Origin of the sequence: Brucella tritici, assembly GCF_902825325.1 — a bacterium.
In the GTDB taxonomy this organism is placed as follows: Bacteria; Pseudomonadota; Alphaproteobacteria; order Rhizobiales; family Rhizobiaceae; genus Brucella.
The window spans coordinates 88298-111915 of the sequence record NZ_CADEAR010000004.1; the positions used below are offsets into that span (position 1 = coordinate 88298).

A 23618-nucleotide genomic window follows, 5' to 3' on the forward strand; every position below is an offset into this window, starting at 1 on the left:
TGAGGATAAAATCATGAGTCTACTCCTCGACCGCCTGAATTTTCTCGCGCGCAAGAATGTCGGCACCTTCTCGGAAGGCTATGGCGTCACGACCAATGAAAACCGTGACTGGGAAGAGGCCTATCGCAAGCGCTGGCAGCACGACAAGATTGTCCGCTCCACCCATGGCGTGAATTGCACCGGCTCTTGCTCGTGGAAAGTTTATGTCAAGGGCGGCATCATCACCTGGGAAACCCAGCAGACGGATTATCCGCGCACGCGCGCCGACCTGCCGAACCATGAACCGCGCGGCTGTTCGCGCGGGGCAAGCTATAGCTGGTATGTCTATTCGGCCAACCGCGTGAAATATCCGCTGATCCGCTCCCGCCTCCTGAAGCTGTGGCGCAAGGAACGTGCGGTGAAAACGCCAGTCGCAGCCTGGGCCGCAATTCAGCAGGACCCTGCCAAGCGCGCCGACTATATGAAGGTACGCGGTCTCGGCGGCTTCGTTCGCGCAACCTGGGACGAAGTCAACGAGATTATCGCTGCGGCCAATGCCTATACGGCCAAAACTTACGGACCGGATCGCGTCATCGGCTTCTCGCCGATCCCGGCCATGTCGATGGTTTCCTATGCGGCCGGTTCTCGTTACCTGTCGCTGCTCGGCGGCGTCTGCATGTCGTTCTATGACTGGTATTGCGACCTGCCGCCCGCTTCGCCGCAAACCTGGGGCGAGCAGACCGACGTGCCGGAATCGGCTGACTGGTATAATGCCGGTTTTCTGATGCTCTGGGGTTCCAACGTACCGCAGACCCGCACGCCGGATGCGCATTTCTATACGGAAGTGCGTTACAAGGGCACCAAGTCGGTCGTGGTCTCGCCGGATTATTCGGAAGCCGCAAAGTTTTCCGATCTGTGGCTGCATCCCAAGCAGGGCACCGATGCCGCGCTGGCCATGGCGCTCGGCCATGTCATCCTGCGCGAATATCACATTGACCGGCAGGTACCCTATTTCGAGAATTACTGCCGTAAATATTCCGATTTCCCGATGCTGGTCATGCTCTCGAAGAAGGACGGCCGCTATGTGCCGGATCGGTTCCTGCGCGCGTCCGACTTCAAGGGCGATCTCGGCGAAGGCAACAATCCCGACTGGAAGACGGTCGCCTTCGACACAAAGTCGGGCGCCTATGTCGCGCCGCAGGGTTCCATCGGTTTCCGCTGGGGTGACGACGGCCAGTGGAACCTTGAAGAAAAGGACGGCAAGGGCAAGGATGTGGAACTTGCCAAGAGCTTCATCGACAAGGACAGCCATGATGCCGTTGCCGATGTGGCCTTTCCATATTTCGGTAATCGCGAGCACGATTACTTTGAAGGCACGGACCATGACAGTGTGCTGGTGCGCAAGGTTCCGGCCCGCAAGCTGAAGATCAAGGGCGGCGACGTCATGGTAGCGACAGTGTTCGACCTGTTTGCCGCCAATTACGGGCTTGATCGCGGGCTTGGCGACGAGAACTCCGCCAAGTCCTATGACGAGGGCCTGCCATACACTCCGGCCTGGGCTGAAAAAATCACGGGCGTCCCGCGCGACCAGATCATCGCGGTCGCCCGCGAATTCGCAACCAATGCCGAAAAGACCAACGGTCGTTCGATGGTTATCCTCGGTGCCGGTCTCAACCACTGGTACCATATGGACATGAATTATCGCGGCATCATCAACATGCTGGTGATGTGCGGTTGCGTCGGTCAGTCCGGCGGCGGCTGGAGCCATTATGTGGGGCAGGAAAAGCTGCGTCCGCAGACCGGCTGGACAGCGCTTGCCTTCGCGCTCGACTGGAACCGTCCGCCGCGCCACATGAACTCCACCTCGTTCTTCTATGCGCATACCGACCAGTGGCGCTACGAGACGGTAAAGGTGCAGGACATCCTCTCGCCTACGGCCCCCGAGGGTGCATGGGACGGCACGATGATGGACTATAACATCCGCGCCGAACGCATGGGCTGGCTGCCTTCCGCTCCGCAGCTCCAGACGAACCCGCTGGAACTCGCCAAAGAGGCCGCCGCATTGGGCAAGGAGCCAAAGGACTTTATCGCGAATGCGCTGAAGAACGGCACCGTCACGATGTCCTGCGAAGACCCGGACCATGAGGCCAACTGGCCGCGCAACATGTTCGTCTGGCGTTCGAACCTGCTCGGTTCGTCGGGCAAGGGGCATGAGTATTTCCTGAAGCATCTGCTCGGTACCTCGAACGGCCTGCTCGGCAAGGATCTGGGTCAGGAAGGCGCACAGGAAAGCCGCGAGGCCGTGTGGCATGAGAATGCTCCAGAAGGAAAGCTCGACCTTCTGGTCACGCTCGATTTCCGTATGTCCACAACTTGCGTCTATTCCGATATCGTTCTGCCGACTGCCACCTGGTACGAGAAGAACGACCTCAATACTTCCGACATGCATCCCTTCATCCATCCGCTGTCGAGCGCAGCCGACCCGGCATGGGAAGCGCGCAGCGACTGGGAAATCTTCAAGGGTATCGCCCGGAAGTTCTCGGAAGTGGCACCGGAAGTGCTGGGCGTCGAGAAGGACATCGTTCTTGTGCCGACCCTGCATGACACGGCGGGCGAACTGGCGCAGCCGAAGGATGTTCTTGACTGGAAGAAGGGTGAAGTCGAGCCGATTCCCGGCAAGACGATGCCATCGGTCGTGGTTGTGGAGCGCGATTATCCGAACCTCTACAAGCGCTATACCTCCGTCGGACCGCTTCTCGACAAGCTGGGCAATGGCGGCAAGGGCATTTCATGGAATACCCAACACGAGGTCGAGCTGCTCGCTAATCTGAACGGCAAGGTTCATGAGCCAGGGGCAAGCGAGGGACGTCCGCGCATCTATACCGACGTCGACGCAACCGAGGTCATTCTGTCGCTCGCGCCGGAAACCAACGGCGAAGTGGCGGTCAAGGCATGGGAAGCGCTGTCGAAGTTCACAGGACGCGACCATTCGCATCTCGCTATCCCCAAGGAAGACGAGAAGATCCGCTATCGCGATATTGTTGCGCAGCCGCGCAAAATCATCTCCTCGCCAACCTGGTCGGGCATCGAATCCGAAACCGTCTGCTACAATGCAGGCTATACTAACGTCCATGAGCTGATCCCGTGGCGCACGCTGACCGGTCGTCAGCAGCTCTATCAGGATCACCTGTGGATGCGTGCATTTGGCGAAGGCTTCTGCGTCTATCGCCCGCCGATCGATACCAAGACGGTCAACCCGGCAATCCGTGAAAAGGCGGACGGCAAGCCGCATCTGGTGCTGAACTTCATCACGCCGCACCAGAAATGGGGCATCCACTCCACCTATACGGACAATCTCCTGATGCTGACGCTCAATCGCGGCGGGCCGGTTGTCTGGATTTCGGAGCCTGATGCCGCAAGGGCAGGCCTCGTCGATAATGACTGGGTGGAAGTCTACAACGCCAATGGCGCCATTGTGGCCCGTGCGGTCGTCTCCCAGCGCATGAAGGACGGAACCGTCTTCATGTATCATGCGCAGGAGAAGATCGTAAACACGCCCGGCTCGCCGCTCACCGGCCAGCGCGGCGGCATTCACAACTCCGTCACCCGCATCATCACCAAGCCGACGCATATGATCGGCGGCTATGCCCACCAGTCCTATGGTTTCAACTATTACGGAACCGTTGGTGCCAACCGCGACGAGTTCGTGGTCGTGCGCAAGCTTGAGAAAGTGGACTGGATGGAAGGTCCGCTTGAAGAAGGCAACCAGAGCTCCGCAGCGAAGGAGGCAGCAGAATGAAAATCCGTGCGCAAATTGGAATGGTGCTCAATCTCGACAAGTGCATCGGCTGCCACACCTGCTCCGTGACGTGCAAGAACGTCTGGACCAACCGTGAAGGCGTGGAATATGCCTGGTTCAACAATGTCGAGACCAAGCCCGGCATCGGTTTCCCGAAGGAATGGGAAAACCAGAAGAAGTGGAACGGCGGCTGGGTCCGCAAGAAAAACGGCAAGATCGAGCCGAAGATGGGCTCCAAGTGGCGCATCCTCGCCAAGATTTTCGCCAATCCGGACCTGCCTGAAATCGACGACTATTACGAGCCGTTCGACTTCGATTACGGCCATCTCCAGACGGCAGGCGAAAGCAAGACCATGCCGACCGCCCGCCCGCGCTCGCTGATTTCCGGCGAGCGGATGGAAAAGATCGAATGGGGGCCGAACTGGGAAGAAATTCTCGGCGGCGAGTTCGCCAAGCGCTCGAAGGACTACAATTTCGAAGGCGTGGAGAAGGAAATCTACGGCCAGTTCGAAAACACCTTCATGATGTATCTGCCGCGCCTGTGCGAGCACTGCCTCAACCCGACCTGCGTTGCGGCCTGCCCGTCGGGTGCGATCTACAAGCGCGAGGATGACGGCATCGTCCTGATCGATCAGGAAAAGTGCCGCGGCTGGCGCATGTGCGTCTCCGGTTGCCCCTACAAGAAGATTTATTACAACTGGAGTTCAGGCAAGTCCGAGAAGTGCATCTTCTGCTATCCGCGCATTGAAGCCGGTCAGCCGACCGTATGTTCGGAAACCTGCGTGGGCCGCATCCGTTATCTGGGCGTGATGCTCTATGATGCCGACCGCATTTCGGAGGCTGCGTCCACGGCTAATGAGCAGGATCTCTACGAAGAACAGCTCAATATCTTCCTCGATCCGAACGATCCTGCCGTGATCGAGCAGGCGCGCAAGGACGGCGTGCCGGAAGCATGGCTGGAAGCGGCGAAACATTCGCCGGTCTACAAGATGGCGATGGACTGGAAGATCGCCTTCCCGCTTCATCCTGAATATCGCACTCTACCGATGGTCTGGTACGTACCGCCGCTCTCGCCGCTCCAGTCTGCTGCTGCATCTGGCAAGCTCGGCATGGATGGTCCGCTGCCGGATGTCCGTTCCATGCGCATTCCGGTCCGCTACCTTGCCAATCTTCTGACAGCAGGCAAGGAAGAGCCGGTCATCTCGGCGCTGGAACGCATGCTCGCCATGCGTGCCTATATGCGCGCCAAGACTGTTGATGGCGTTATCGATGAGGCGATTGCCGATCGCGTCGGCATGAGCGGTGCGATGATCGAGGAAATGTACCACATCATGGCGATTGCCAATTACGAGGACCGCTTCGTCATCCCGACCACGCATCGTGAAATCACCGAGGATGCCTATGACGTGCGCGGCTCCTGCGGCTTCACTTTCGGCAATGGCTGTTCGGGTGGAACGTCGACCGAAGACCTGTTCGGCTCCAAGCGCCAGAAGGTCGTCCAGACACCAACGGATATTTTCCGGGAGCAGGTGTAATGAACAAGACCCTGAAAATCATTTCGCTGCTGCTTTCCTATCCGACCGCAGAGTTGCAACTCGGCGGCGAGGAACTGAAAAAAGCACTGGCCGGGGAAAAGCTTTCCCCCGGCATCCGCAGGCTGCTCGACAGCCTTGTCGATTATGTCTGCGACTGCGATCTCTACGAGGCGCAGGAACGTTACGTGCACCTTTTTGACCGCACGCGCTCGCTGTCGCTGCATCTTTTCGAGCATGTGCATGGTGAAAGCCGCGACCGCGGCCAGGCTATGGTCGATCTCATGAAGATGTATGACGAGAATGGCTTTGTCGTCGATGCCAAGGAACTGCCGGACTATCTGCCGTTGTTCCTCGAATTCCTGTCGACACGCTCGCCAGAGGAAATCCACGATCTTCTCACTCAGACCGGCCATATTACAGCGGCCATCGGTGAGCGTCTGCGCAAGCGCCAGTCGCCTTATGCCAACGCCTTTGCGGCGCTGCTTCATGTAGCCAATGCCAAGCCGGACAAGAATCTCGTCGGGGAGTTGCTGCGGCAAGAAGAAGATGATCCGAACGATCTGGCCGCGCTCGACCGCATATGGGAAGAAGAAGCGGTAACGTTTGGCGGCAATGCAGGCGAAAATTCCTGCGGCCCGGACCGGTTGCGCATGCAGATGCGTGCAGCACAGCGCAAGCCCGGCAACCCGTCCAACCCATCACATATATAGGAGACGGAAGATGGCTTACCTCCATACGTTTCTTTTCGGCATCTATCCCTACATCGCACTGAGCGTGCTCGTGCTCGGCTCGATCTTCCGCTATGACCGCGAGCCCTATACCTGGCGTTCCGGCTCAAGCCAGCTTTTGCGGCGCAAGCAGCTCATGTGGGGGTCGGTTCTGTTCCATCTCGGCGTGCTGTTTATCTTCGCTGGCCATCTGGTCGGCCTGCTGACGCCGATCTGGGTTTTCGACATGCTCGGCGTCAGTCATGAGGCAAAGCAGATTCTCGCCGTTGTGGCGGGTGGCATCGCCGGTATGATGGCAATCGTTGGCGCCAGCATGCTTGTGCATCGCCGTGTATTCGATCCGCGCGTTCGTGCGTCCTCGCGGCCATCCGACACGCTGATTATCATTCTGTTGTGGTTGCAGCTTCTGCTGGGGCTCGGCACCATCCCGATCTCGTTGCAGCATATCGACGGCGGCGAAATGGTGACATTCATGAACTGGGCACAAGGTATCTTCACCTTCAATCCGGCGGCATCCAGCTACATCGCCAATGCGTCGTTCATCTTCAAGATGCATATCTTCCTGGGGCTGACCATCTTCCTGCTGTTCCCGTTCACGCGGCTTGTGCATATGCTGAGTGCGCCGGTCCGCTACATCTGGCGTCCGGGCTATCAGGTCGTGCGTGAGCGCAACCATACGGCTCAGCCCTCGCATATGCGTATTCCTGCGGAGTAAGGCTCATGGTGACACTTTTTGACCGGAAACAGCCGTCTGAACAGCATCAGGGCGCCCACGCCCACGCCCATGATCATAACACCGGTTACACGACCTATCAGGAGCCGGATACGCGGGTGCCGCCAAAACCACGCCCGGTTTTCGATGCAGTGTCCGTCAATGGCGTGGCGATCAACGAAACCGACATTCTGACGGAGGCACAAAACCATCCGTCGGAAAATCCCGGCGCGGCACTGCTTGCTGCCGCCCGGGCGCTTGCCGTGCGTGAACTTCTTCTGCAGCGCGCAAGGGAAACCGGCATCGTGCCAGAAAGCGAGAAAGATGCGGAGGGGCGCAGCGAGACTGATGAAGATGCCCTCGTGCGCATGGTGATTGAACGGGAGGTCGAGGTGCCTTCCGCCACGCGCGAGGAAGCCTTGCGCTTCTACGAAAAAAACCGCCATCGCTTCACCAGTGCGCCCATTCTGGAGGCAAGTCACATCCTGATCGCCGCCGATCCGACCGACCAGCGCGAGCGTGAGAAGGCCCGCACGACGGCATCCTATCTGGCTACCTCGGTGATTACCGAGCCTGCCACCTTCGCTTCGGTCGCCCATGAATACTCGTCCTGCCCTTCGGGCGCGCAAGGCGGCAATCTCGGCCAGCTCACACGCGGCAGCACAGTGCCTGAATTCGAACGGGCGCTGGAGCGCCTCACGCCCGGCGAAATAACGCCAGCGCCTATTGAAAGCCGCTTTGGCTTTCACATTGTGCGCCTTGATCGCCGCATCGAAGGCGAAGAGCTCCCGTTCGACTATGTTGCCGACAGGATTGCCGGGTGGCTGGAAGCCTCCACCTGGTCGAAGGCCGTGTCGCAATATATCGCGATCCTCGCAGCAGATGCCGATATCACTGGTATCGATCTGCTTTCGAATGAGGGAGCGGATGGATGAGCGGTGTACCGACGCTTGCGGCCATCCGGGCCGCGAAGGACGAGCCGGTTGACCAGCTTCTGGCAGGCGTGGCACATCGGGCCAGACAGGCTGGACTGCACGTTGTGGGCTTTCTTCAGCACCGCGAAAAGAACACGGATGAATGCTGTCGCGATATCGAGATCAAGCATATAGGCACCGGCGTGACGCAGATCATCTCGCAGTCGCTCGGCTCGGGTTCGAAGGGATGCCGCCTCGACCCGGCGGCCCTTGCCGATGTAGCAGGCTCGCTTCTGGCGGAACTGGATGACGGCGCCGATGTTCTGATCCTCAACCGTTTCGGCAAGGGCGAGACGGAAGGGCACGGTTTCCGCGCCATCATCGAAACGGCATATGCGCGCCAGATTCCGGTGCTGACGGTGGTGCGGGAAACCTATGTCGACGGATGGAACGACTTTGCCGGTGACTGCGGTATCCTTCTGGCGGCGGATAGCAAGGCAACGCTTGGGTGGTTCGACCGGCTGACGGAATTACGGCAATTGCCGGAAGCCGTTTGACGGCGGTCTTTCCGCCGGAATTGCTGCTCTATAAATCGAGCTGATCGCGACGGTCTTCCGCAATCAGCTTGCGGATCTGATAGACGATCTGGTCTCCATGCGCCTTGCCAAGCAGGTCGGCGGTATCCACGTCCCGTTCTTCAATGGCGCGGATCATGTCTTCATGCTCAGTGACGTAACGCTCGGGCAGGCGGTCGGCGAAAGACTGGTAATAGAGGCGCAACAGCCTGCGCCCTTCATCGAGAAGCCGCGAAAAGAAGGTGGTGTAGAAGGGATTGCGCCCCGCTTCCGCAATAGCCGCATGAAAATCGCGGTTGGTCGCGATCATTTCCAGCGCGTTTTGTGAGCGGACGGCGCGGGCAAAAGCTTCCTGATGCGCGCGGATGTTTTCAAGGTCCCTGTCGGTCCGGTTGCGGGCGGCAAGCCGCGTCGTTACGCGGTACATCAGCGTTACCGCGTCGAAAAATGCGGGGAGGCTCAGAAAGTCGATATTGGACACAACGGTCGAGCGATTGGGCAGCGTGGTTACGAAGCCGTCGCTTGCCAGCCGCACCAAAGCCTCACGTATAGGCGTGCGCGACATGGAAAAGCGTTCGGCCAACTGGTTTTCATCAATGGGGCTACCCGGCGCAAGCGAAAGATCGATAATCTCGTCGCGCAGCACGTCGTAAACCAGTTTGACACCTGAACCCTTCTTCCGGTCGGCTGTCTGGTTTGCGTCGTCTTTGTCCATGATCTTGTCTGTCCTCAGTCGTGATGTTTTGGCGACCCGAAAATAGGTACGGCGCGGCAAACTGCGCTCCAAACACCAGTTTCAGCATAGAGCGCTTCCTATCCTCTGAAGCGTGGGAAATGCTCTATCCATTTGTTTTTACGCATTATCCAACGCAAAACCGCTTCGCACTTTTGCTGGAAATGCGCATCCAGTCAAGCAATCCTACCTCAAACAAAAATTTTGGTCGACAAGAAAAATACAAAGTGTATATTTGATTTCAATACAAGGTTCGGCAGACCGATTGTAGATCCAGCCCGCGTGAAGAACGCTCAAGGAAAAACGTCCAAGGAACGACGCTATGACCTCTAACATTTTCTCCGGTTGCATTCCGGCCCTCATGACCCCCTGCAAGCCCGACCGCACGCCGGATTTCGATGCGCTGGTCCGCAAAGGCAAGGAACTGATCGCGAAGGGCATGTCTGCGGTTGTCTATTGCGGTTCCATGGGTGACTGGCCGCTTCTCTCGGACGAGGAACGCATGGCTGGCGTCGAAGCGCTTGCCAAGGCAGGCGTGCCCGTCGTCGTCGGCACCGGCGCTGTCAACACGAAGATCGCCGCCGCCCACGCGGCCCATGCGCAGAAAGTTGGCGCGAAGGGCCTGATGGTCATTCCGCGCGTTCTCTCGCGTGGGTCGTCGATCTCGGCGCAGAAGGCCCATTTCAAGGCGATCCTTGCGGCAGCTCCTGATCTGCCAGCCGTTATCTACAACAGCCCGTATTACGGCTTTGCGACCCGCGCCGACCTTTTCTTCGCACTGCGTGCGGAACATCCGAACCTCATTGGCTTCAAGGAATTCGGCGGTGCGGAAGCCATGCGTTACGCAGCCGAAAACATCACGAGCGCCGATGACAATGTAACCCTGATGGTCGGTGTCGATACCGGCGTTTTCCACGGTTTCGTCAATTGCGGTGCAACCGGTGCCATCACCGGCATCGGCAATGTGCTGCCGAAGGAAGTCCAGCATCTCGTGGCATTGTCGAAGGCGGCCGCCACAGGCGATGTCGCGGCGCGCAAGCTGGCGCTGGAACTGGAAGCCGCACTGGACGTACTGTCATCCTTCGATGAAGGCCCGGACCTCGTTCTCTTCTACAAGCATATGATGGTTCTGACCGGCAATCCGGAATATGAACTGCATTTCAACGAGACGGACAAGCTGTCCGATAGCCAGCGCGGCTATTGCGAAACCCAGTTGAAGCTCTTCCAGACCTGGTATGCCGACTGGAACAAGCAGGGCGGCGCAGCGGCGAAATACGCCGCCTGAAATCTAGGTCCTGACCCTTCACAGATAAAACAAAAAGGCGCCGAATTCCGGCGCCTTTTTGTTTGGGATCATGACACTGCGTCGAGACCCTTTTCCTTCAGTTTTTCCAACAACGCGATCTCGGCTGCGGTGAGCGCAATGCCCTTGGCCAGTGAATCGCGACGGGCGGCAAAGCGGCGCTGTGACGGCAGGCGTGCGCCCTGTCCGGCAATCGCTTCGATCAGGATTTCGCCACGCTCCTGCGGGTTGCCGCGGCCACCTGCCATGCGGGCAGGGTCGAAGGCGATGATGAGTTCGCCGTGGCGCGGCGCAAGCGTCGTCGTGCCAAGGAAGTCCAGCGCCTCGGGGCTGGTGAAATCACCGATCATCACACCGGCCAAAAGCTCGATCATCGTGGAGATGGCCGATCCCTTGTGCCCGCCAAACGGCAGCATTGCTCCTGCAAGGGCGGCTTCAGGATCGGTCGTCGGATTACCGTCCGCATCGACGGCCCATCCTTCGGGTAGCTGCTTTCCGGCACGACGGTAAAGTTCCAGTTCGCCACGCGCGGCAACGCTGGTGGCAAAGTCGAACACATAAGGGTAATCGCCGGAGCGAGGCCAGCCGAAGGCGAATGGGTTGGTGCCGAGAAGCGGCTTCGTTCCGCCTGCTGGCGCCACGGTGGCATAGCTCGGGCACATGGCCATTGCCGCAAGGCCCTGTTCGGCAAGTGCTTCGACTTCAGGCCACAAGGCTGCGAAATGGGTGCAGTCGTTGATCGCCAGCGCTGCGATACCGAGCTTGCGTGCCTTCTCGACGAGGGCAGGCGTGCCGCGCTCGAATGCTAGATTGGCAAAGCCGCCCTTGGCATCAACGCGGACGACGGCGCTGTCGTCGGTCGTGACGACCGGGACGGCATCGGCGACAACCTTGCCGCTCTTCAGCGTGCGCAGGCAGCCTTCGATACGGTAGACACCATGCGATTTGCAGCCGTCGCGTTCACCCGCCACAATCGTCTTGGCAATGGCTGCGGCATGATCGGCGCTGAAACCCGTTCTGTGCAGGATTTCTCGCACAAGCTTGGCGAGTTCTTCTGTCGAAATCGAAATGGTGTCGCTCATTCTGTCATTCCTATCCAATTCTTGGGCGCAATTCTTTGGACGCAGTTCTTAGGGGTGGGCCGAGTGTAGGCGAATATCGTTCGTTAAATGCATACAAGATGCATGCAGGGTTGTCATGCCGCACAGGCGGGGCGGAGACTGCGGCAAAAGGGCTGGCGTGGAAGGGGCGGTCTCCTTACCGCCGTGCATCAAATGGTGCGACAGCCTGGCGAAGAAAATCAATCAGTTTGTTGGCCGCGAGCGAGCGTGGATGATTTTTGGATGTAAGCAGCCAGAGATCGATGGTCGTTTCTGGCACGATGCGTCGCCTGATCAGCATATCGGGACCAAAATCGAGGCCAACAAAGGAAGGGACGATGGAAACACCCACGCCATTGGCCACGAAGCAACAGGCCGTCTCGGAAAGTGGAACTTCTATGCGGTTTCTCTTCTGCACGCCCTTGATCTGGAAGGCGCGGTCGATGGTCATCAACGAACAATCGTCTCGGGCCAGCGACACAAAGGGGTCGCTGCCGAGGTCTTCCAGATCGATGACGGCCTTGTCGGCAAGCGGATGACCGGCTGGCAGCACGCAGACCATTTCAAACCGCATGAGGCGTTCAGTCTCGACATTCGGGTGTTCAAATGGCAGCACGCTGAGGCCGATATCAACCTGTTGTGCGGCAACGAGATCGATGATGCGTGGGGAGGGCAGGCTGCGCATGGTGAAATGGATATCCGGCTGGTCGGCGAGGAGCGGCGCGAGCGATTGCGCCAGAAACCGCGTGGTGAGCGCCGGCGGCGCGACGAGCGTTATCTCGCCCCACTCCTGATTTCGCACAGCATCGGCCAGCCGCGCCACCCGCGCCGTACCGGAAAACATCTTGGCGACCTCGACAGCGAGCATGCGTGCTTCGAGCGTTGGTGTCAGGCGCCCGCCGGAGCGAATGAAAAGCTGGAAACCGCAGGTATCGGAAAAACTGCGCAGGAGCTTGCTGACAGCTGGTTGCGAAATCCGCATCCGTTCGGCAGCAAGCGTAACCGACCCGGTTTCTATCGTGTTGTGAAATGCTTCGAGTTGGCGGATGTTCATGCAGGCGCTTTCGTCTGGAATCGACAATATGAGGTTTGGTTATAATGATAGGATAATTTGATATTTGACAATTATACCCTGTCTCGCTTTTCTCCCTGCAAGAAAGCACGACGGGCCGCCAGGCGGTTCGTTTCATAAAAAGGGGAATGCGCATGAGACTGGCCCGTCCATCGGCCTTTGCTTCCACATTGGGGTCGGCGATGCTGGCCCTGTCGCTGTCAGCTCCCGCTCATGCGGGAATATTGTCGGTTTGCGTCGAGGGATCGCCGGAAATCTTCAATCCGCAGCTAAGCAGCAACGGCACCACATCGAACGTTCTTGGCAATATTTACGACAATCTCGTCTCGGTGAAGGCGAACAGTTCCGATCTGGAACCCTCGCTTGCCGAAAGCTGGACGATTTCGGATGACGGTCGTACCTACACGTTCAAGCTGCGCAAGGGTGTCAAATGGCAGTCCAATGCGCAGTTCACGCCAAGTCGGGATTTCAACGCGGATGATGTGGTTTTCACTTTCGACCGGATGATGAGTCCGGAGAACCCCTACGCCAAAATCAATGGCGGCAACTACGTCACATTCAACACCAAGCTTGCCAACACTCTGCAATCGGTAAGGAAGATCGACGACTACACTGTCGCCTTCACCTTGAAGGAGCCTTTGGCACCTTTTGTCGGCGTTGTGGCGCACCAGTCGCTCGCTATCACCTCGGCGGAATATGCCGATGTTCTCCTGAAGGCTGGAACGCCGCAGACTTTCGATATGGACCCCATCGGGACAGGCCCTTTCGCCTTGCAGGCCTATCAGCAGGATGCCATCGTGCGGCTTGCGCCGTTCAAGGAAACCTGGGGGGCGGCTATCGGTGACAAAAGCCGCACACCGATGGTCGACGCACTCATTATGGCGATCAGCACGGATGCGTCGGTGCGCCTGCAACGTGCACTTGCAGGCGAGTGCCAGATTGCGCTTTACCCCAATCTTGCGGATCGCGCGACGATCGAGAAGAGCGAAACGCTTGAACTCGAGCAGACACCGGTGGCCTCGACCGGCTTTATCGATTTCAACTTCCGTGACGAGAAGTTTCAGGACAAGCGCGTGCGAACTGCTCTTGCTGAAGCAATCAATGTCCCCGCGCTGGTTGAAGCGGTTTATAGCGGCATGGGTGTATCCACGGGAGCGCTGATCCCGCCGGTCCTCTGGGGACATGCCAAGGATCTGCCACCACACGAATATAATCCTGAAAAGGCCAAGGCGCTTCTGGCGGAAGCCGGTTATCCAGACGGTTTTTCAACGCAGGTCTGGGCCGTTCCGGTCTATCGGCCCTATATGCCGAATGGTCGCCGTGCTGCGGAAATGATCCAAGCCGACTGGGCCAAGATCGGTGTGAAGGCGGAAATCGTCTCTTTTGAATGGGGTGAATATATCCAGCGCGCGCGGGCTGGCGAAGCGCCGGTCGCGATGTTTGGCGGTATTTATGATTTCCCCGACCCGAGCCAGATTCCCAACAATTATTTCATCTGCGATTCCGAGGGCAAGCCAAGTCCGTCCAATGTGGGCGCGTGGTGCGACAAGGAATTTATCAGCCTGATGAATGAGGCCGGCCGCGTTACAGACAAGGAGAAGCGCATCGAGCTCTATGAGAAGGCGCAAAGACGTTTCTACGAGGAAGCGCCTGCGGTCATTCTCGGCGGTGCCGACACGCTGACGACGGTTGCCAAAAATGTGAAGGGTTTCGAGCCCGCAATTTTCGGGACGAGCCGGTTCTCCGGTGTCACCGTGGAATAGTTGAATAGTCAGGCAGTTCCCGACACGTTTCGCTGGGGGCCGCCTCAAACTGCGCATTCGCATGAGAGCAGATACGGGAGCAGATATGAAAGTCCTGATTATCGGTGCGGGCATACTTGGTGCAAGCACGGCCTACCATCTCGCCCGCAAGGGCATCGACGTCGAAATCGTCGACGCCCAGCATGAAGGCAAGGCCACGCTCGCCGGTGCCGGTATCGTATGTCCGTGGGCAACCAAACTTGAGGATGGTCCCTTTTACGATATGTATGCCGCAGGCGCGGCCTATTATGCGGCGCTGGTGGAAGGGCTCAAATCATTCGGCGAAACCGATCTCGGTTATGGCAAGGTCGGCGGTCTGGTCGTCGCCGAAGACAGGCAGGAATTCGAAGCTGCCGCCGAGCGAGTAGCGCGTCGGGTCGCCAATGTTCCGGAGGCAGGCACGGTCGAGCATCTGAGCGCAGCAGCGGCGCGCGAGAAATTTCCGCCACTGCGCGACGATATGGAAGCGATCTTCATTCCGGGTGCAGCTCGCGTCGATGCACGGCTGCTTGCAGCAGCCATGTTGCGCGCTGCGGCCTCTCTTGGTGCGAAAGTGCGACAGGATCGGGTTTCACTCGTTTTGAAGGACGGCAAGCCGGTTTGCTCTGCAGGCGACGGTACTGTGGTTGAGGCAGACGAAATCGTCGTGATCGCCGGTGCCTGGGCTTCGCAGATACTTGATCCGCTGGGTCTCGATCATCCGGTTGAACCGCAGAAGGGGCAGATCATTCATCTTCGTCTGCCGGGTGTCCAGACTTCGAACTGGCCGGTGCTCCTGCCCATGGGCAGCCATTATTTGTTGGCATTCGACGATTCCCGCGTGGTGATCGGCGCTACTCGCGAAGATAATTCAGGCTTTGATTATCGCGTAACGGCAGGTGGGGAGGCTGAAGTACTGAATGCGGGGCTGGCAGTGGCTCCTGGCCTTGCAAACGCGACCCACATCGAAACACGCATTGGCTTCCGTCCGGCATCCCGGAGCATGAAGCCCATCCTGGGCCGTGTGCCGGGCGTCTCGGGTCTGACCGTCGGAAACGGGCTCGGCGCAGCCGGGCTCACCATCGGACCTTTCGCAGGCAGACTGCTGGCCGACCTTCTGACCGACGCGCCGCTCGCCGTCGATCTTTCTCGTTACGCGCCTGCGTGACGGGTCATCTCATTTGAAATTCAATTCTGTAAGAGAGGTATAATTATGGTAACGCGTTACCGGAAGCATCGCATCATGCATGCGGCAGTGGAGCATAACGGTCTCATTTTCGTCGGTGGACATGCGGCGTCCGATATTTCGCTCGGCATGAAGGAACAGACGCAGCAAGTCTGCGCCAAACTGGACGACGTGCTTGCCGAATGCGGCTCGGACAAGACACAGCTCGTCTCGGCACGCATCTACATCAGCGACATGTCGAAGAAGGAAGAGATGAACGAAGCCTGGCTCGAATGGCTGGATGGGGACGACCTTCCCGCCCGCGCCACGATTGGCATCGCCGATCTGGGCGACCCGAAGCGATTGATCGAAGTCGTGGTCGTTGCGGCCAAGAACTGAAACCATAGTCGAAGGGAGCGCTGAGGCGCTCCTTTTGGCTTCTATTGTAATTTGAGCGTCATTATCAGGAATAACTTCACCTGTTTGATCCAGATCAAAGAGGTTGGCAGACGACAGGTCTACATCCCGTGACGTGGCGTGTCAAAGCCGAGACGGCAGGTGCGCCAATCGATGGAGATCAGGACGAAAATGCGTAACCTCGCGATCAAATTTGCTGCAGCAGGCATTCTTTCGGTGCTGGCGGCCCCAGCCCTTGCCGAAAATATCGAAGTTCACATGCTCAACAAGGGTGCCGAAGGCGCCATGGTTTTCGAACCCGCCTATATCAAGGCCAATCCCGGTGACACGATCACTTTCATACCGATCGACAAAGGGCACAATGTCGAGTCCATCAAGGACATGATCCCCGAAGGTGCCGAAAAATTCAAAAGCAAGATCAATGAGAACTATGTGCTGACGGTTACCCATCCCGGCGCATATATGGTAAAGTGCACACCGCATTATGCCATGGGCATGATCGCGCTCATCGCTGTCGGTGACAACCCGGCCAATCTCGACCAGATCGTTTCTGCCAAGAAGCCGAAGATCGTTCAGGAGCGGCTGGATAAGGTCATCGCCAGCGCCAAATAAGATTGACCGAAAACTCTCGATGAGCCGAACTTGAACCGGCTACATGACGAGGACATCATGACCAGACAGCCAAGCCTGCAGGCAGTACCTGCTGCGATGCCATCCGATCAAAAAGGTATGCCGCGTGGACTGAAAATGACTGGTCCCGTCCTCCTCAGCTATGGCTTCCGCCCATTTTTTCTGGGCGGAGCCATATGGGCCGTTCTGGCCATGCTTTTCTGGATATTGTCGCTGACGCTTGGAATGCCGCTCGGCGGTTCCTATGGCGGGCTGAACTGGCATGCCCATGAAATGGTGTTTGGCTTCTCCTCCGCCGTTTTGGCAGGGTTCCTGCTGACAGCCATTCCGAACTGGACCGGCGGTCTGCCGGTGTCGGGGATGCCGCTTGCGGTTCTCTTCGGGGTGTGGATTGCGGGCAGGCTCGTGTTTCTGGAGCCTGATCTTGTCGATATACGGTTCGCCGTTGCGGTCGAAGGCCTGTTTCTGCCCTTGCTGCTTTTCATCTGCGCGCGGGAAATCATTGCCGGGCGCCAGTGGAAAAACCTGAAGGTTTTGGTCGGCGTGGCAACGGTGATGGTTGCCAATCTCGTCTTTCATTATCTGATCCTGACCGATGGCGACGTGGCATTGGCCAACCGCATTGGTGTCAGTGCCTATGTCCTGCTGGTCATGGTGATCGGTGGGCGCATTGTGCCAAGCTTCACCCGCAACTGGCTCAACAAGATGGGGCGGATACGCTTTCCGGTGCCGTTCAACCGCTATGATGGTTTCAGCATTCTTGTCGGGGTGGCTGCCTGCATCGGCTGGATCGCCGCTCCTGATCAGACGATAACGGCGGTGCTGGCGTGGATCGCAGCCCTGTTTCACATCGTGCGGCTTTACCGCTGGCGGGGATGGTCTGTGGCGAGGGAAAAGCTGCTGCTGGTTCTTCATGTCGCCTATGCCTTCATCCCGCTCGGTTTCATCGCCATCGGTCTTTCCGCCATTGATCGCCTCAACCCCTATTCCGCCTTGCATGTCGTGACTGTCGGCGCAATCGGCTGCATGATGCTGGCGGTCATGACGCGGGCGACGCGAGGCCATACCGGACGCGAGCTGACGGCCTCGCCCGTCACGCAGATTGCCTATCTGTGCCTGGTCGCCGCCGCGCTGATCCGCCCGCTGGCGGAAGTCATGCCGAATTTCTTCCATACCATCCTCGCCGCATCGGCTTTGCTCTGGATGGGCGCTTTCGGGCTTTATGTTCTCGAATACGGTCCGATGCTTTTGCGTGAGCGGCGCCAGCGCATGGCCGGTGCGTAATCCGCCTCATCTCGATACTATTATAAGGAGCAGTCCGTGGTCATCCACGGATTGCTTTTTTGCGTTTTGGGAGGTGAGTCGCGGCGCTGAAGCTGCGATTCGCCCTTTCTAAACGGCCAAAAACAAGGGTGTGGAAAGAAAAATCACACTCAATATCACATTTAAATCGTTATAATGTTATGGCCATATTGTTATGCTTTTGAAACGGTGTTACCGCAATTGGTGCCTGAGAGGCTGGCCTTAAAAGGACTGCGAAATCTCAGGCAGCACGAGCGCAATGCGCTCTGGCTTAGTTGTTTTACGCATATCGGCACCGAACCGGGTTTCGTTTGCCGGACATGCTCAAGGCTTTGCTTTTGGCAAGGAGGTTGCCGCCGATGAATTTCGCCCCGCCCGTATCAGATATGCTGCAACTCGCCAACTGCATTCGCGCTCTCTCGATCGATGCCGTCGATGCTGCCAATTCCGGCCATCCGGGAATGCCGCTCGGCATGGCTGACGCCGCAGCCGTTTTGTTCTCGAAGCACCTGAAATTCGATGCGTCGACGCCGAACTGGGCGGACCGTGACCGTTTCGTGCTCTCCAACGGCCATGGCTCGATGCTGCTTTACAGTGCGCTCTATCTGGCGGGCTACAAGGACGTGTCCATCGATGAGCTGAAGAACTTCCGCCAGTGGGGTTCGAAGACCGCCGGTCATCCGGAATATGGTCATACAGAAGGCGTTGAGCTGACCACCGGCCCGCTCGGTCAGGGTCTCGCCAGCTCGGTCGGCATGGCAATCGCCGAACGCGCGCTCGCCGGCCAGTTCGGCAAGGATATTGTCGATCACCGCACTTATGTGTTCTGCGGCGACGGCTGCCTCATGGAAGGCGTGGGACAGGAAGCGATCTCGCTTGCCGGTCACCTTCGCCTCGGCAAGCTGATCCTGCTCTATGATGATAACGGCATCACCATCGACGGCAGCACGGAAATTGCCTTCACCGACGATATTCCAGCCAAGTTCAAAGCTTGTGGCTGGAATGTTGAGAAGGTCGACGGTCACGATCATCATGCCATCGATGCGGCGCTGACGCGCGCCAAGGCTCAAGCCGACCGCCCGACGCTGATCGCGCTCAAGACTGTCATCGGCTATGGTTCGCCAAATCGCGCCGGTACGAGCGGCGTGCATGGCGCGCCGCTGGGTGCCGCTGAAAATGCCGCCACCAAGGCAGCGCTCGGCTGGACGGCGGAAGCTTTCGAAATTCCCGGCCCCTTGCTCAATGCCTGGCGTGAAGCCGGTGCGCGTGGCGTTTTGGAGCGTGAAGCGTGGCAAAAGCGCGTCGATGCGCTGCCTGCAACCGAACGCGCCGAATTCGACCGTCGTATTGCTGGCGTTCTGCCGGAAGGCTTTGCAGCGGTCGTCGGCGATGCCAAGCAACGTCTCCTCGACAAGCCGCAGAATGTTGCGACCCGCAAGGCAAGCCAGATCGCGCTTGAAAGCCTGACGGCAGCCCTGCCGGAAATGATCGGCGGCTCGGCTGACCTTACCCATTCGAACCTCACCCGCGTTCCTGCCGTCGACAGCGATTTCACGCCGGAAAACAGCGGTCGCTATGTCAGCTACGGCGTGCGTGAATTTGCGATGGGCGCAGCCATGAACGGTATCGCGGTCCATGGCGGCTTCATCCCTTACGGCGGCACCTTCATGGTGTTCTCCGATTACGCCCGCAACGCCATCCGCCTTTCGGCGCTGATGGGTGTGCGTGTCATCCATGTGCTGACGCATGACTCCATCGGTCTCGGCGAAGACGGTCCGACGCACCAGCCGGTCGAACATCTGGCCAGCTTGCGCGCCATGCCGAACCTTCACGTCTTCCGCCCGGCAGACACGATTGAGACGCTGGAATGCTGGGCTGTGGCGGTTTCCGATCCGCATACGCCTTCGGTGCTGGCCCTTTCGCGCCAGAACGTGCCGCAGTTGCGCACCGACAATGGCGAGAACCTCTCCGCGCGTGGCGCCTATGTACTGCGTGAAGCAAAAGGCGAACGCCAGATCACATTGCTTGCCACGGGCACGGAAGTGTCGCTCGCTGTGAAGGCTGCCGAAAAGCTTGCTGAAGAAGGCATCGCAACAGCGGTCGTCTCCATGCCGAGCTGGGATCTGTTCGAAAAGCAGAGCAAGGAATACCGCAAGGGCGTTCTGGGCGATGCGCCGCGCATCGCCGTCGAGGCCGCAGGCAAGTTCGGCTGGACGCGTTATGTCGACAGCGAAGACGATGTGATCGGCATGGATGGCTTCGGCGCTTCGGCACCTGCCGAGGTGCTCTATGAAAAATTCGGCATCACGGCCGAGGCGATTATCGCCCGCGCCAAATTCTTGCTGGAGCAGGGCAAATGACGGTGGCTGGCAATTTTTCTCCGCTGGTTCTTGTTGGCGATAGCGATCGCGTGGAAGCCGAAGCTGTCGGCGCTTATCTCGACAACTGGGCTGGCAAGGACGCGCTGCGCCTTGCGACCGCCGATGCAATCAAGGCTATTCTGGCTGGCGCAGCGCGGCTTGCCGGTCGCATCGCACGCGGTTCGCTTCCTGGCGATCCGGGCAAGCTTGTCGGCGTCAATAGCGATCAGGACCAGCAGAAGTGCATCGATGTCGGTTCGCACAATCTGTTCGTTGAGCTGCTGATCGCGGGAGGTGCGGCCTCCATTCTTTCGGAGGAAGCGGATCTTCCCGTAGCAGGCAAGGCCGATGGGCTGATCGCTGTCGCCATCGATCCGCTCGATGGCTCGGGCAATGTGGGCCTAGGTGCCCCGCTTGGCACGATTTTCTCGATTTTCCCGGCAGATACGGCGGAGCCGTTTTTGCAGCCCGGCAACCGCCAGATTGCAGCCGGTTATGTTTCCTACGGCAATTCGGTCGATCTCGGCTTTTCGGTCGGCGAGGGCGTGATTTTCGCGACATTCGATCCGGCAAGCGGGATTTTCCATATCACGCGCCGCAATGTGACGCTGCCGGAACACACGTCCGATCTGGCGTTCAACGCATCCGTCCAGCGGCATTTGTCCGCTGGCATGCAAGCCTATGTCAACGATGCATTCCTTGGCAAGGATGGTCCGCGCGGGCGTAACTTCAACATGCGCTGGCTCGGTGCTGCGGTGGGCGACATGCACCGCATCATGCAGCGCGGCGGCCTGTTCTTCTATGTGAATGACAGCCGCCCCGGCTATGAGAAGGGCCGCTTGCGGCTCGTCTACGAAGCCAATCCCATTGCTTTCCTCGCCCGTGAGGCGGGTGGCAAGGCGACCGACGGTTCGAGATCCATTCTCGATATTGTCCCGCAAACCTATCACGAGCGCAGTGCGCTGGTGTTCGGCGTGGCCGAAGAGGTGGATATCCTCGGCGAATATTTCGCGAAATAACCTGATCTGACATCGTCTGGAGCATTGGAAATGCTCCATCCATTTGTTTTTACGCGCATCTTGTTCCGAAAACCGTTTCACACTTTTCGGGATGCGCTCTAGGAGGCTAGAAATGGCGCGCATTACGCTGCGGCAATTGCTCGATCACGCCGCTGAACAGGGTTACGGCGTCCCGGCATTCAACATCAATAACATGGAACAGGCGCTTGCCATCATGGAAGCGGCGGATGCCGCCGATGCGCCGGTGATCCTGCAGGCTTCGCGCGGTGCGCGTTCCTATGCAAACGACATCATGCTCCGTCACATGATGGATGCGGTAACGGAAATCTATCCGCATATTCCGGTCTGCGTGCATCTCGACCATGGCAACGAAGCCGCCACCTGCATGACCGCCATCCAGGCGGGCTTCACCTCCGTCATGATGGACGGCTCGCTCAAGGCTGACGGCAAGACGCCTGCCGACTGGGACTACAATGTTTCCGTCACGCGTCAGGTCAGCGAGATGTCGCATCTTGGCGGCATCTCGGTGGAAGGGGAACTCGGCGTTCTGGGTTCGCTCGAAACCGGCATGGGCGATGCAGAAGACGGCCACGGCGCGGAAGGCGTACTGTCGCACGACCAGCTTCTGACCGATCCGGATGAAGCTGTGAAATTCGTGCGCGAAACCAAGGTCGATGCACTGGCAATCGCCATGGGCACGTCGCATGGCGCCTACAAGTTCAGCCGCAAGCCGGACGGTTCCGTCCTCGCCATGAATGTGATCGAGGAAATCCATCGCAAGCTGCCGAACACGCATCTTGTCATGCATGGTTCGTCTTCTGTGCCGGAAGAGCTGCAGGAAATCATCAACAAGTATGGCGGCAAGATGAAGCCGACCTGGGGCGTTCCGGTTGAGGAAATCCAGCGTGGCATCAAGCATGGCGTGCGCAAGATCAACATCGACACGGACAACCGCATGGCGCTGACCGGCCAGATCCGCCGCGTCCTGCAGGAAGATCCGAGCGAGTTCGATCCGCGCAAATACCTGAAGCCTGCGATGGCCGCGATGACCAAGCTCTGCAAGGAGCGCTTCGAGCAGTTCGGCACTGCCGGTCATGCTGCCTCGATCCGTCCGATCCCGCTTTCCGAAATGGCAAAGCGCTATCGCGATGGTTCGCTGGATCCGAAGTTCAGCTAAATTCTGTCGATACGGCAAAAGAAAAGCGGAGGGGAAACCCTCCGCTTTTTTGTTTCATGCGTTGAAGATCAACGTGCGTTGTATTTTGCGTCGACTTCGTTGATCGCGTTGACATTGCCAGCCGAACGGCCATTTTCGTCAAAGGTCTCAGCGAGGAAGGCGTCGGCAATGGTCTTGGCCACTTCCGAGCCGATGACGCGGGCGCCCATGGTGATGATCTGGGCATTGTTGGAAAGCGCTGCGCGCTCTGCCGAATAGGTATCGTGCGTCAACGCGGCGCGGATGCCGGGAACTTTGTTGGCCGCGATGCATACACCGATGCCGGTGCCGCAAACGAGGATGGCGCGATCATAGGTGCCATCGAGCACCGCGGAAGCCACGCGGTCGGAGAGGTTGGCGTAGAATGCATCTGCGCCAGCGTCCGTGCGTGAGATTTCCGAAACCTCGAAGCGATCCTTGAGATGATCAGCGAGAACCTTGGCCAGACCTTCGCCGGCGCTGTCGCCTGCTACTGCTACTTTCATGACGTTACTCCTTATTTGGATGCAATTTTGTTGGCGCATTTGGCCAGAATGTCGAGATAGCCTTCGACGTTCCATGCCGAGCGACCGATGAAAAGACCGTCGATATGCGGGCAGGCGATCAGCTCTTCGCAATTGCCCGGATTGACCGAGCCGCCATAAAGGCAAGGCAAGCGGCGACCAAGCACGCTTTCTGCAACCGCAATGATTTCCGCCTGTCGCGCATCTGCATAGTCCGCCGATGCCGGGATGCCATTTTCGCCGATGGCCCAGACCGGTTCATAGGCAAACAGGATTTCGGCCTGCTTCTGCGCATCGGAGAGCTTGGAAAGCGCACCGCGTACTTCTTCTTCAAGCACTTGCGCCGCGCGTCCGCTTTCACGGTCTTCCAGTGTCTCACCGATGCAGATGAGCGGGATCAGACCGTAACGCACGGCGGCTTCCACTTTCAGGCCAATAGTTTCGTTGGTTTCGCCGAAATGTTCGCGGCGCTCCGAGTGGCCGAGTTCGACAATATCGAGATTACAATCCTTGAGCATCAGCGGCGAAATCTCGCCGGTCCATGCACCCTGATCGGCCCAATGCATGTTCTGCGCGCCCACCTTGACGGATGTGCCGGAGAGAATTTCCTTCACTTCGCGCACGGCGGTAAAGGGCGGTATGACGAAGCGCTGGATGTCCGACGACCGGCTCGCATCGGCAGTTTTCAGCGCTTCGGCGAAAACGCGGGCTTCAGCCAGCGTCTTGTTCATCTTCCAGCTCGTGCCAATCCAGAATTTGGTCATGCTCAATTTTC

20 protein-coding genes are annotated in these 23618 nt (G+C 58.5%); 15 read left to right on the forward strand and 5 right to left on the reverse strand.

The window, feature by feature from the left end; translation table 11 throughout:
• The first annotated feature begins 13 nt into the window (after positions 1-13).
• The 6 genes from HWX93_RS07075 to HWX93_RS07100 are packed head-to-tail and all read left to right on the forward strand — an operon-like array spanning position 14 to position 8224.
• Positions 14-3778 (forward strand): nitrate reductase subunit alpha, encoded by a 3765-nt coding sequence (locus HWX93_RS07075; RefSeq protein WP_109986705.1) that lies wholly within the window; start codon positions 14-16, stop codon positions 3776-3778.
• Positions 3775-5313: a nitrate reductase subunit beta gene (gene narH / locus HWX93_RS07080; protein WP_109986706.1), complete on the forward strand. Its 1539-nt coding sequence runs from the start codon at positions 3775-3777 to the stop codon at positions 5311-5313. Before HWX93_RS07075 ends, narH begins: the two co-directional genes overlap by 4 nt.
• Positions 5313-6023 carry a nitrate reductase molybdenum cofactor assembly chaperone gene (narJ, locus tag HWX93_RS07085; RefSeq protein WP_109986707.1) on the forward strand — a complete coding sequence of 237 codons (711 nt, stop codon included), beginning with the start codon at positions 5313-5315 and terminating at the stop codon, positions 6021-6023. Before narH ends, narJ begins: the two co-directional genes overlap by 1 nt.
• 10 nt (positions 6024-6033) lie before the next feature.
• The gene (gene narI / locus HWX93_RS07090; protein ID WP_109986708.1) at positions 6034-6756 is read left to right on the forward strand and encodes a respiratory nitrate reductase subunit gamma; all 723 of its coding nucleotides are present in this window, start codon (positions 6034-6036) and stop codon (positions 6754-6756) included.
• A gap of 5 nt (positions 6757-6761) precedes the next feature.
• The gene (locus tag HWX93_RS07095) at positions 6762-7688 is read left to right on the forward strand and encodes a peptidylprolyl isomerase (protein WP_176036970.1); all 927 of its coding nucleotides are present in this window, start codon (positions 6762-6764) and stop codon (positions 7686-7688) included.
• The gene (locus HWX93_RS07100) at positions 7685-8224 is read left to right on the forward strand and encodes a DUF2478 domain-containing protein (protein ID WP_109986710.1); all 540 of its coding nucleotides are present in this window, start codon (positions 7685-7687) and stop codon (positions 8222-8224) included. The genes HWX93_RS07095 and HWX93_RS07100 overlap by 4 nt, the downstream gene beginning before the upstream one ends.
• Before the next feature lie 28 nt (positions 8225-8252).
• Here HWX93_RS07100 and HWX93_RS07105 read toward each other — a convergent pair whose 3' ends face one another.
• A complete protein-coding gene (locus HWX93_RS07105) occupies positions 8253-8957 on the reverse strand; it encodes a GntR family transcriptional regulator (RefSeq protein ID WP_109986711.1) in 705 nt (234 codons plus the stop codon).
• Positions 8958-9297: 340 nt separating this feature from the next.
• On the opposite strand from HWX93_RS07105, the gene HWX93_RS07110 reads away from it, so the two are divergent.
• On the forward strand, positions 9298-10260 hold the full coding sequence (locus HWX93_RS07110) for a dihydrodipicolinate synthase family protein (RefSeq protein ID WP_109986713.1): 963 nt from the start codon (positions 9298-9300) through the stop codon (positions 10258-10260).
• Positions 10261-10328: 68 nt separating this feature from the next.
• On the opposite strand, the gene HWX93_RS07115 is transcribed toward HWX93_RS07110, so the two are convergent.
• Together HWX93_RS07115 and HWX93_RS07120 are read right to left on the reverse strand one after the other, a co-directional pair.
• Positions 10329-11360 (reverse strand): Ldh family oxidoreductase, encoded by a 1032-nt coding sequence (locus tag HWX93_RS07115; RefSeq protein ID WP_109986714.1) that lies wholly within the window; start codon positions 11358-11360, stop codon positions 10329-10331.
• Positions 11361-11535: 175 nt separating this feature from the next.
• Entirely contained in the window at positions 11536-12432 is an 897-nt protein-coding gene (locus tag HWX93_RS07120; protein ID WP_176036971.1) for a LysR substrate-binding domain-containing protein, read from the reverse strand.
• Positions 12433-12584: 152 nt separating this feature from the next.
• On the opposite strand from HWX93_RS07120, the gene HWX93_RS07125 reads away from it, so the two are divergent.
• From HWX93_RS07125 to fba, 8 genes are all read left to right on the forward strand, one after another.
• Positions 12585-14213, forward strand: coding sequence for an ABC transporter substrate-binding protein (locus HWX93_RS07125; protein ID WP_176036972.1), 1629 nt, complete (start codon positions 12585-12587; stop codon positions 14211-14213).
• 85 nt (positions 14214-14298) lie between these two features.
• Complete coding sequence (locus HWX93_RS07130) at positions 14299-15399, forward strand: NAD(P)/FAD-dependent oxidoreductase (protein WP_176036973.1); 1101 nt, start codon at positions 14299-14301, stop codon at positions 15397-15399.
• Between the two features lie 45 nt (positions 15400-15444).
• Positions 15445-15795, forward strand: coding sequence for a RidA family protein (locus tag HWX93_RS07135; RefSeq protein ID WP_109986718.1), 351 nt, complete (start codon positions 15445-15447; stop codon positions 15793-15795).
• Between the two features lie 189 nt (positions 15796-15984).
• The gene (locus tag HWX93_RS07140; RefSeq protein ID WP_109986719.1) at positions 15985-16425 is read left to right on the forward strand and encodes a pseudoazurin; all 441 of its coding nucleotides are present in this window, start codon (positions 15985-15987) and stop codon (positions 16423-16425) included.
• 57 nt (positions 16426-16482) lie between these two features.
• Positions 16483-17727 (forward strand): NnrS family protein, encoded by a 1245-nt coding sequence (locus tag HWX93_RS07145; RefSeq protein ID WP_109986720.1) that lies wholly within the window; start codon positions 16483-16485, stop codon positions 17725-17727.
• Between the two features lie 377 nt (positions 17728-18104).
• Positions 18105-20105: a transketolase gene (gene tkt, locus HWX93_RS07150; protein ID WP_176036974.1), complete on the forward strand. Its 2001-nt coding sequence runs from the start codon at positions 18105-18107 to the stop codon at positions 20103-20105.
• Positions 20102-21124, forward strand: coding sequence for a class 1 fructose-bisphosphatase (locus HWX93_RS07155; protein ID WP_176036975.1), 1023 nt, complete (start codon positions 20102-20104; stop codon positions 21122-21124). Before tkt ends, HWX93_RS07155 begins: the two co-directional genes overlap by 4 nt.
• 112 nt (positions 21125-21236) lie before the next feature.
• Positions 21237-22301, forward strand: a complete 1065-nt coding sequence (gene fba / locus HWX93_RS07160) for a class II fructose-bisphosphate aldolase (RefSeq protein WP_109986723.1) — start codon at positions 21237-21239, stop codon at positions 22299-22301.
• 68 nt (positions 22302-22369) lie between these two features.
• Here fba and HWX93_RS07165 read toward each other — a convergent pair whose 3' ends face one another.
• Positions 22370-22825, reverse strand: coding sequence for an RpiB/LacA/LacB family sugar-phosphate isomerase (locus HWX93_RS07165; RefSeq protein ID WP_109986724.1), 456 nt, complete (start codon positions 22823-22825; stop codon positions 22370-22372).
• Positions 22826-22836: 11 nt separating this feature from the next.
• On the reverse strand, positions 22837-23607 hold the full coding sequence (locus HWX93_RS07170) for a triose-phosphate isomerase (protein WP_109986725.1): 771 nt from the start codon (positions 23605-23607) through the stop codon (positions 22837-22839).
• Positions 23608-23618: the final 11 nt, after the last annotated feature.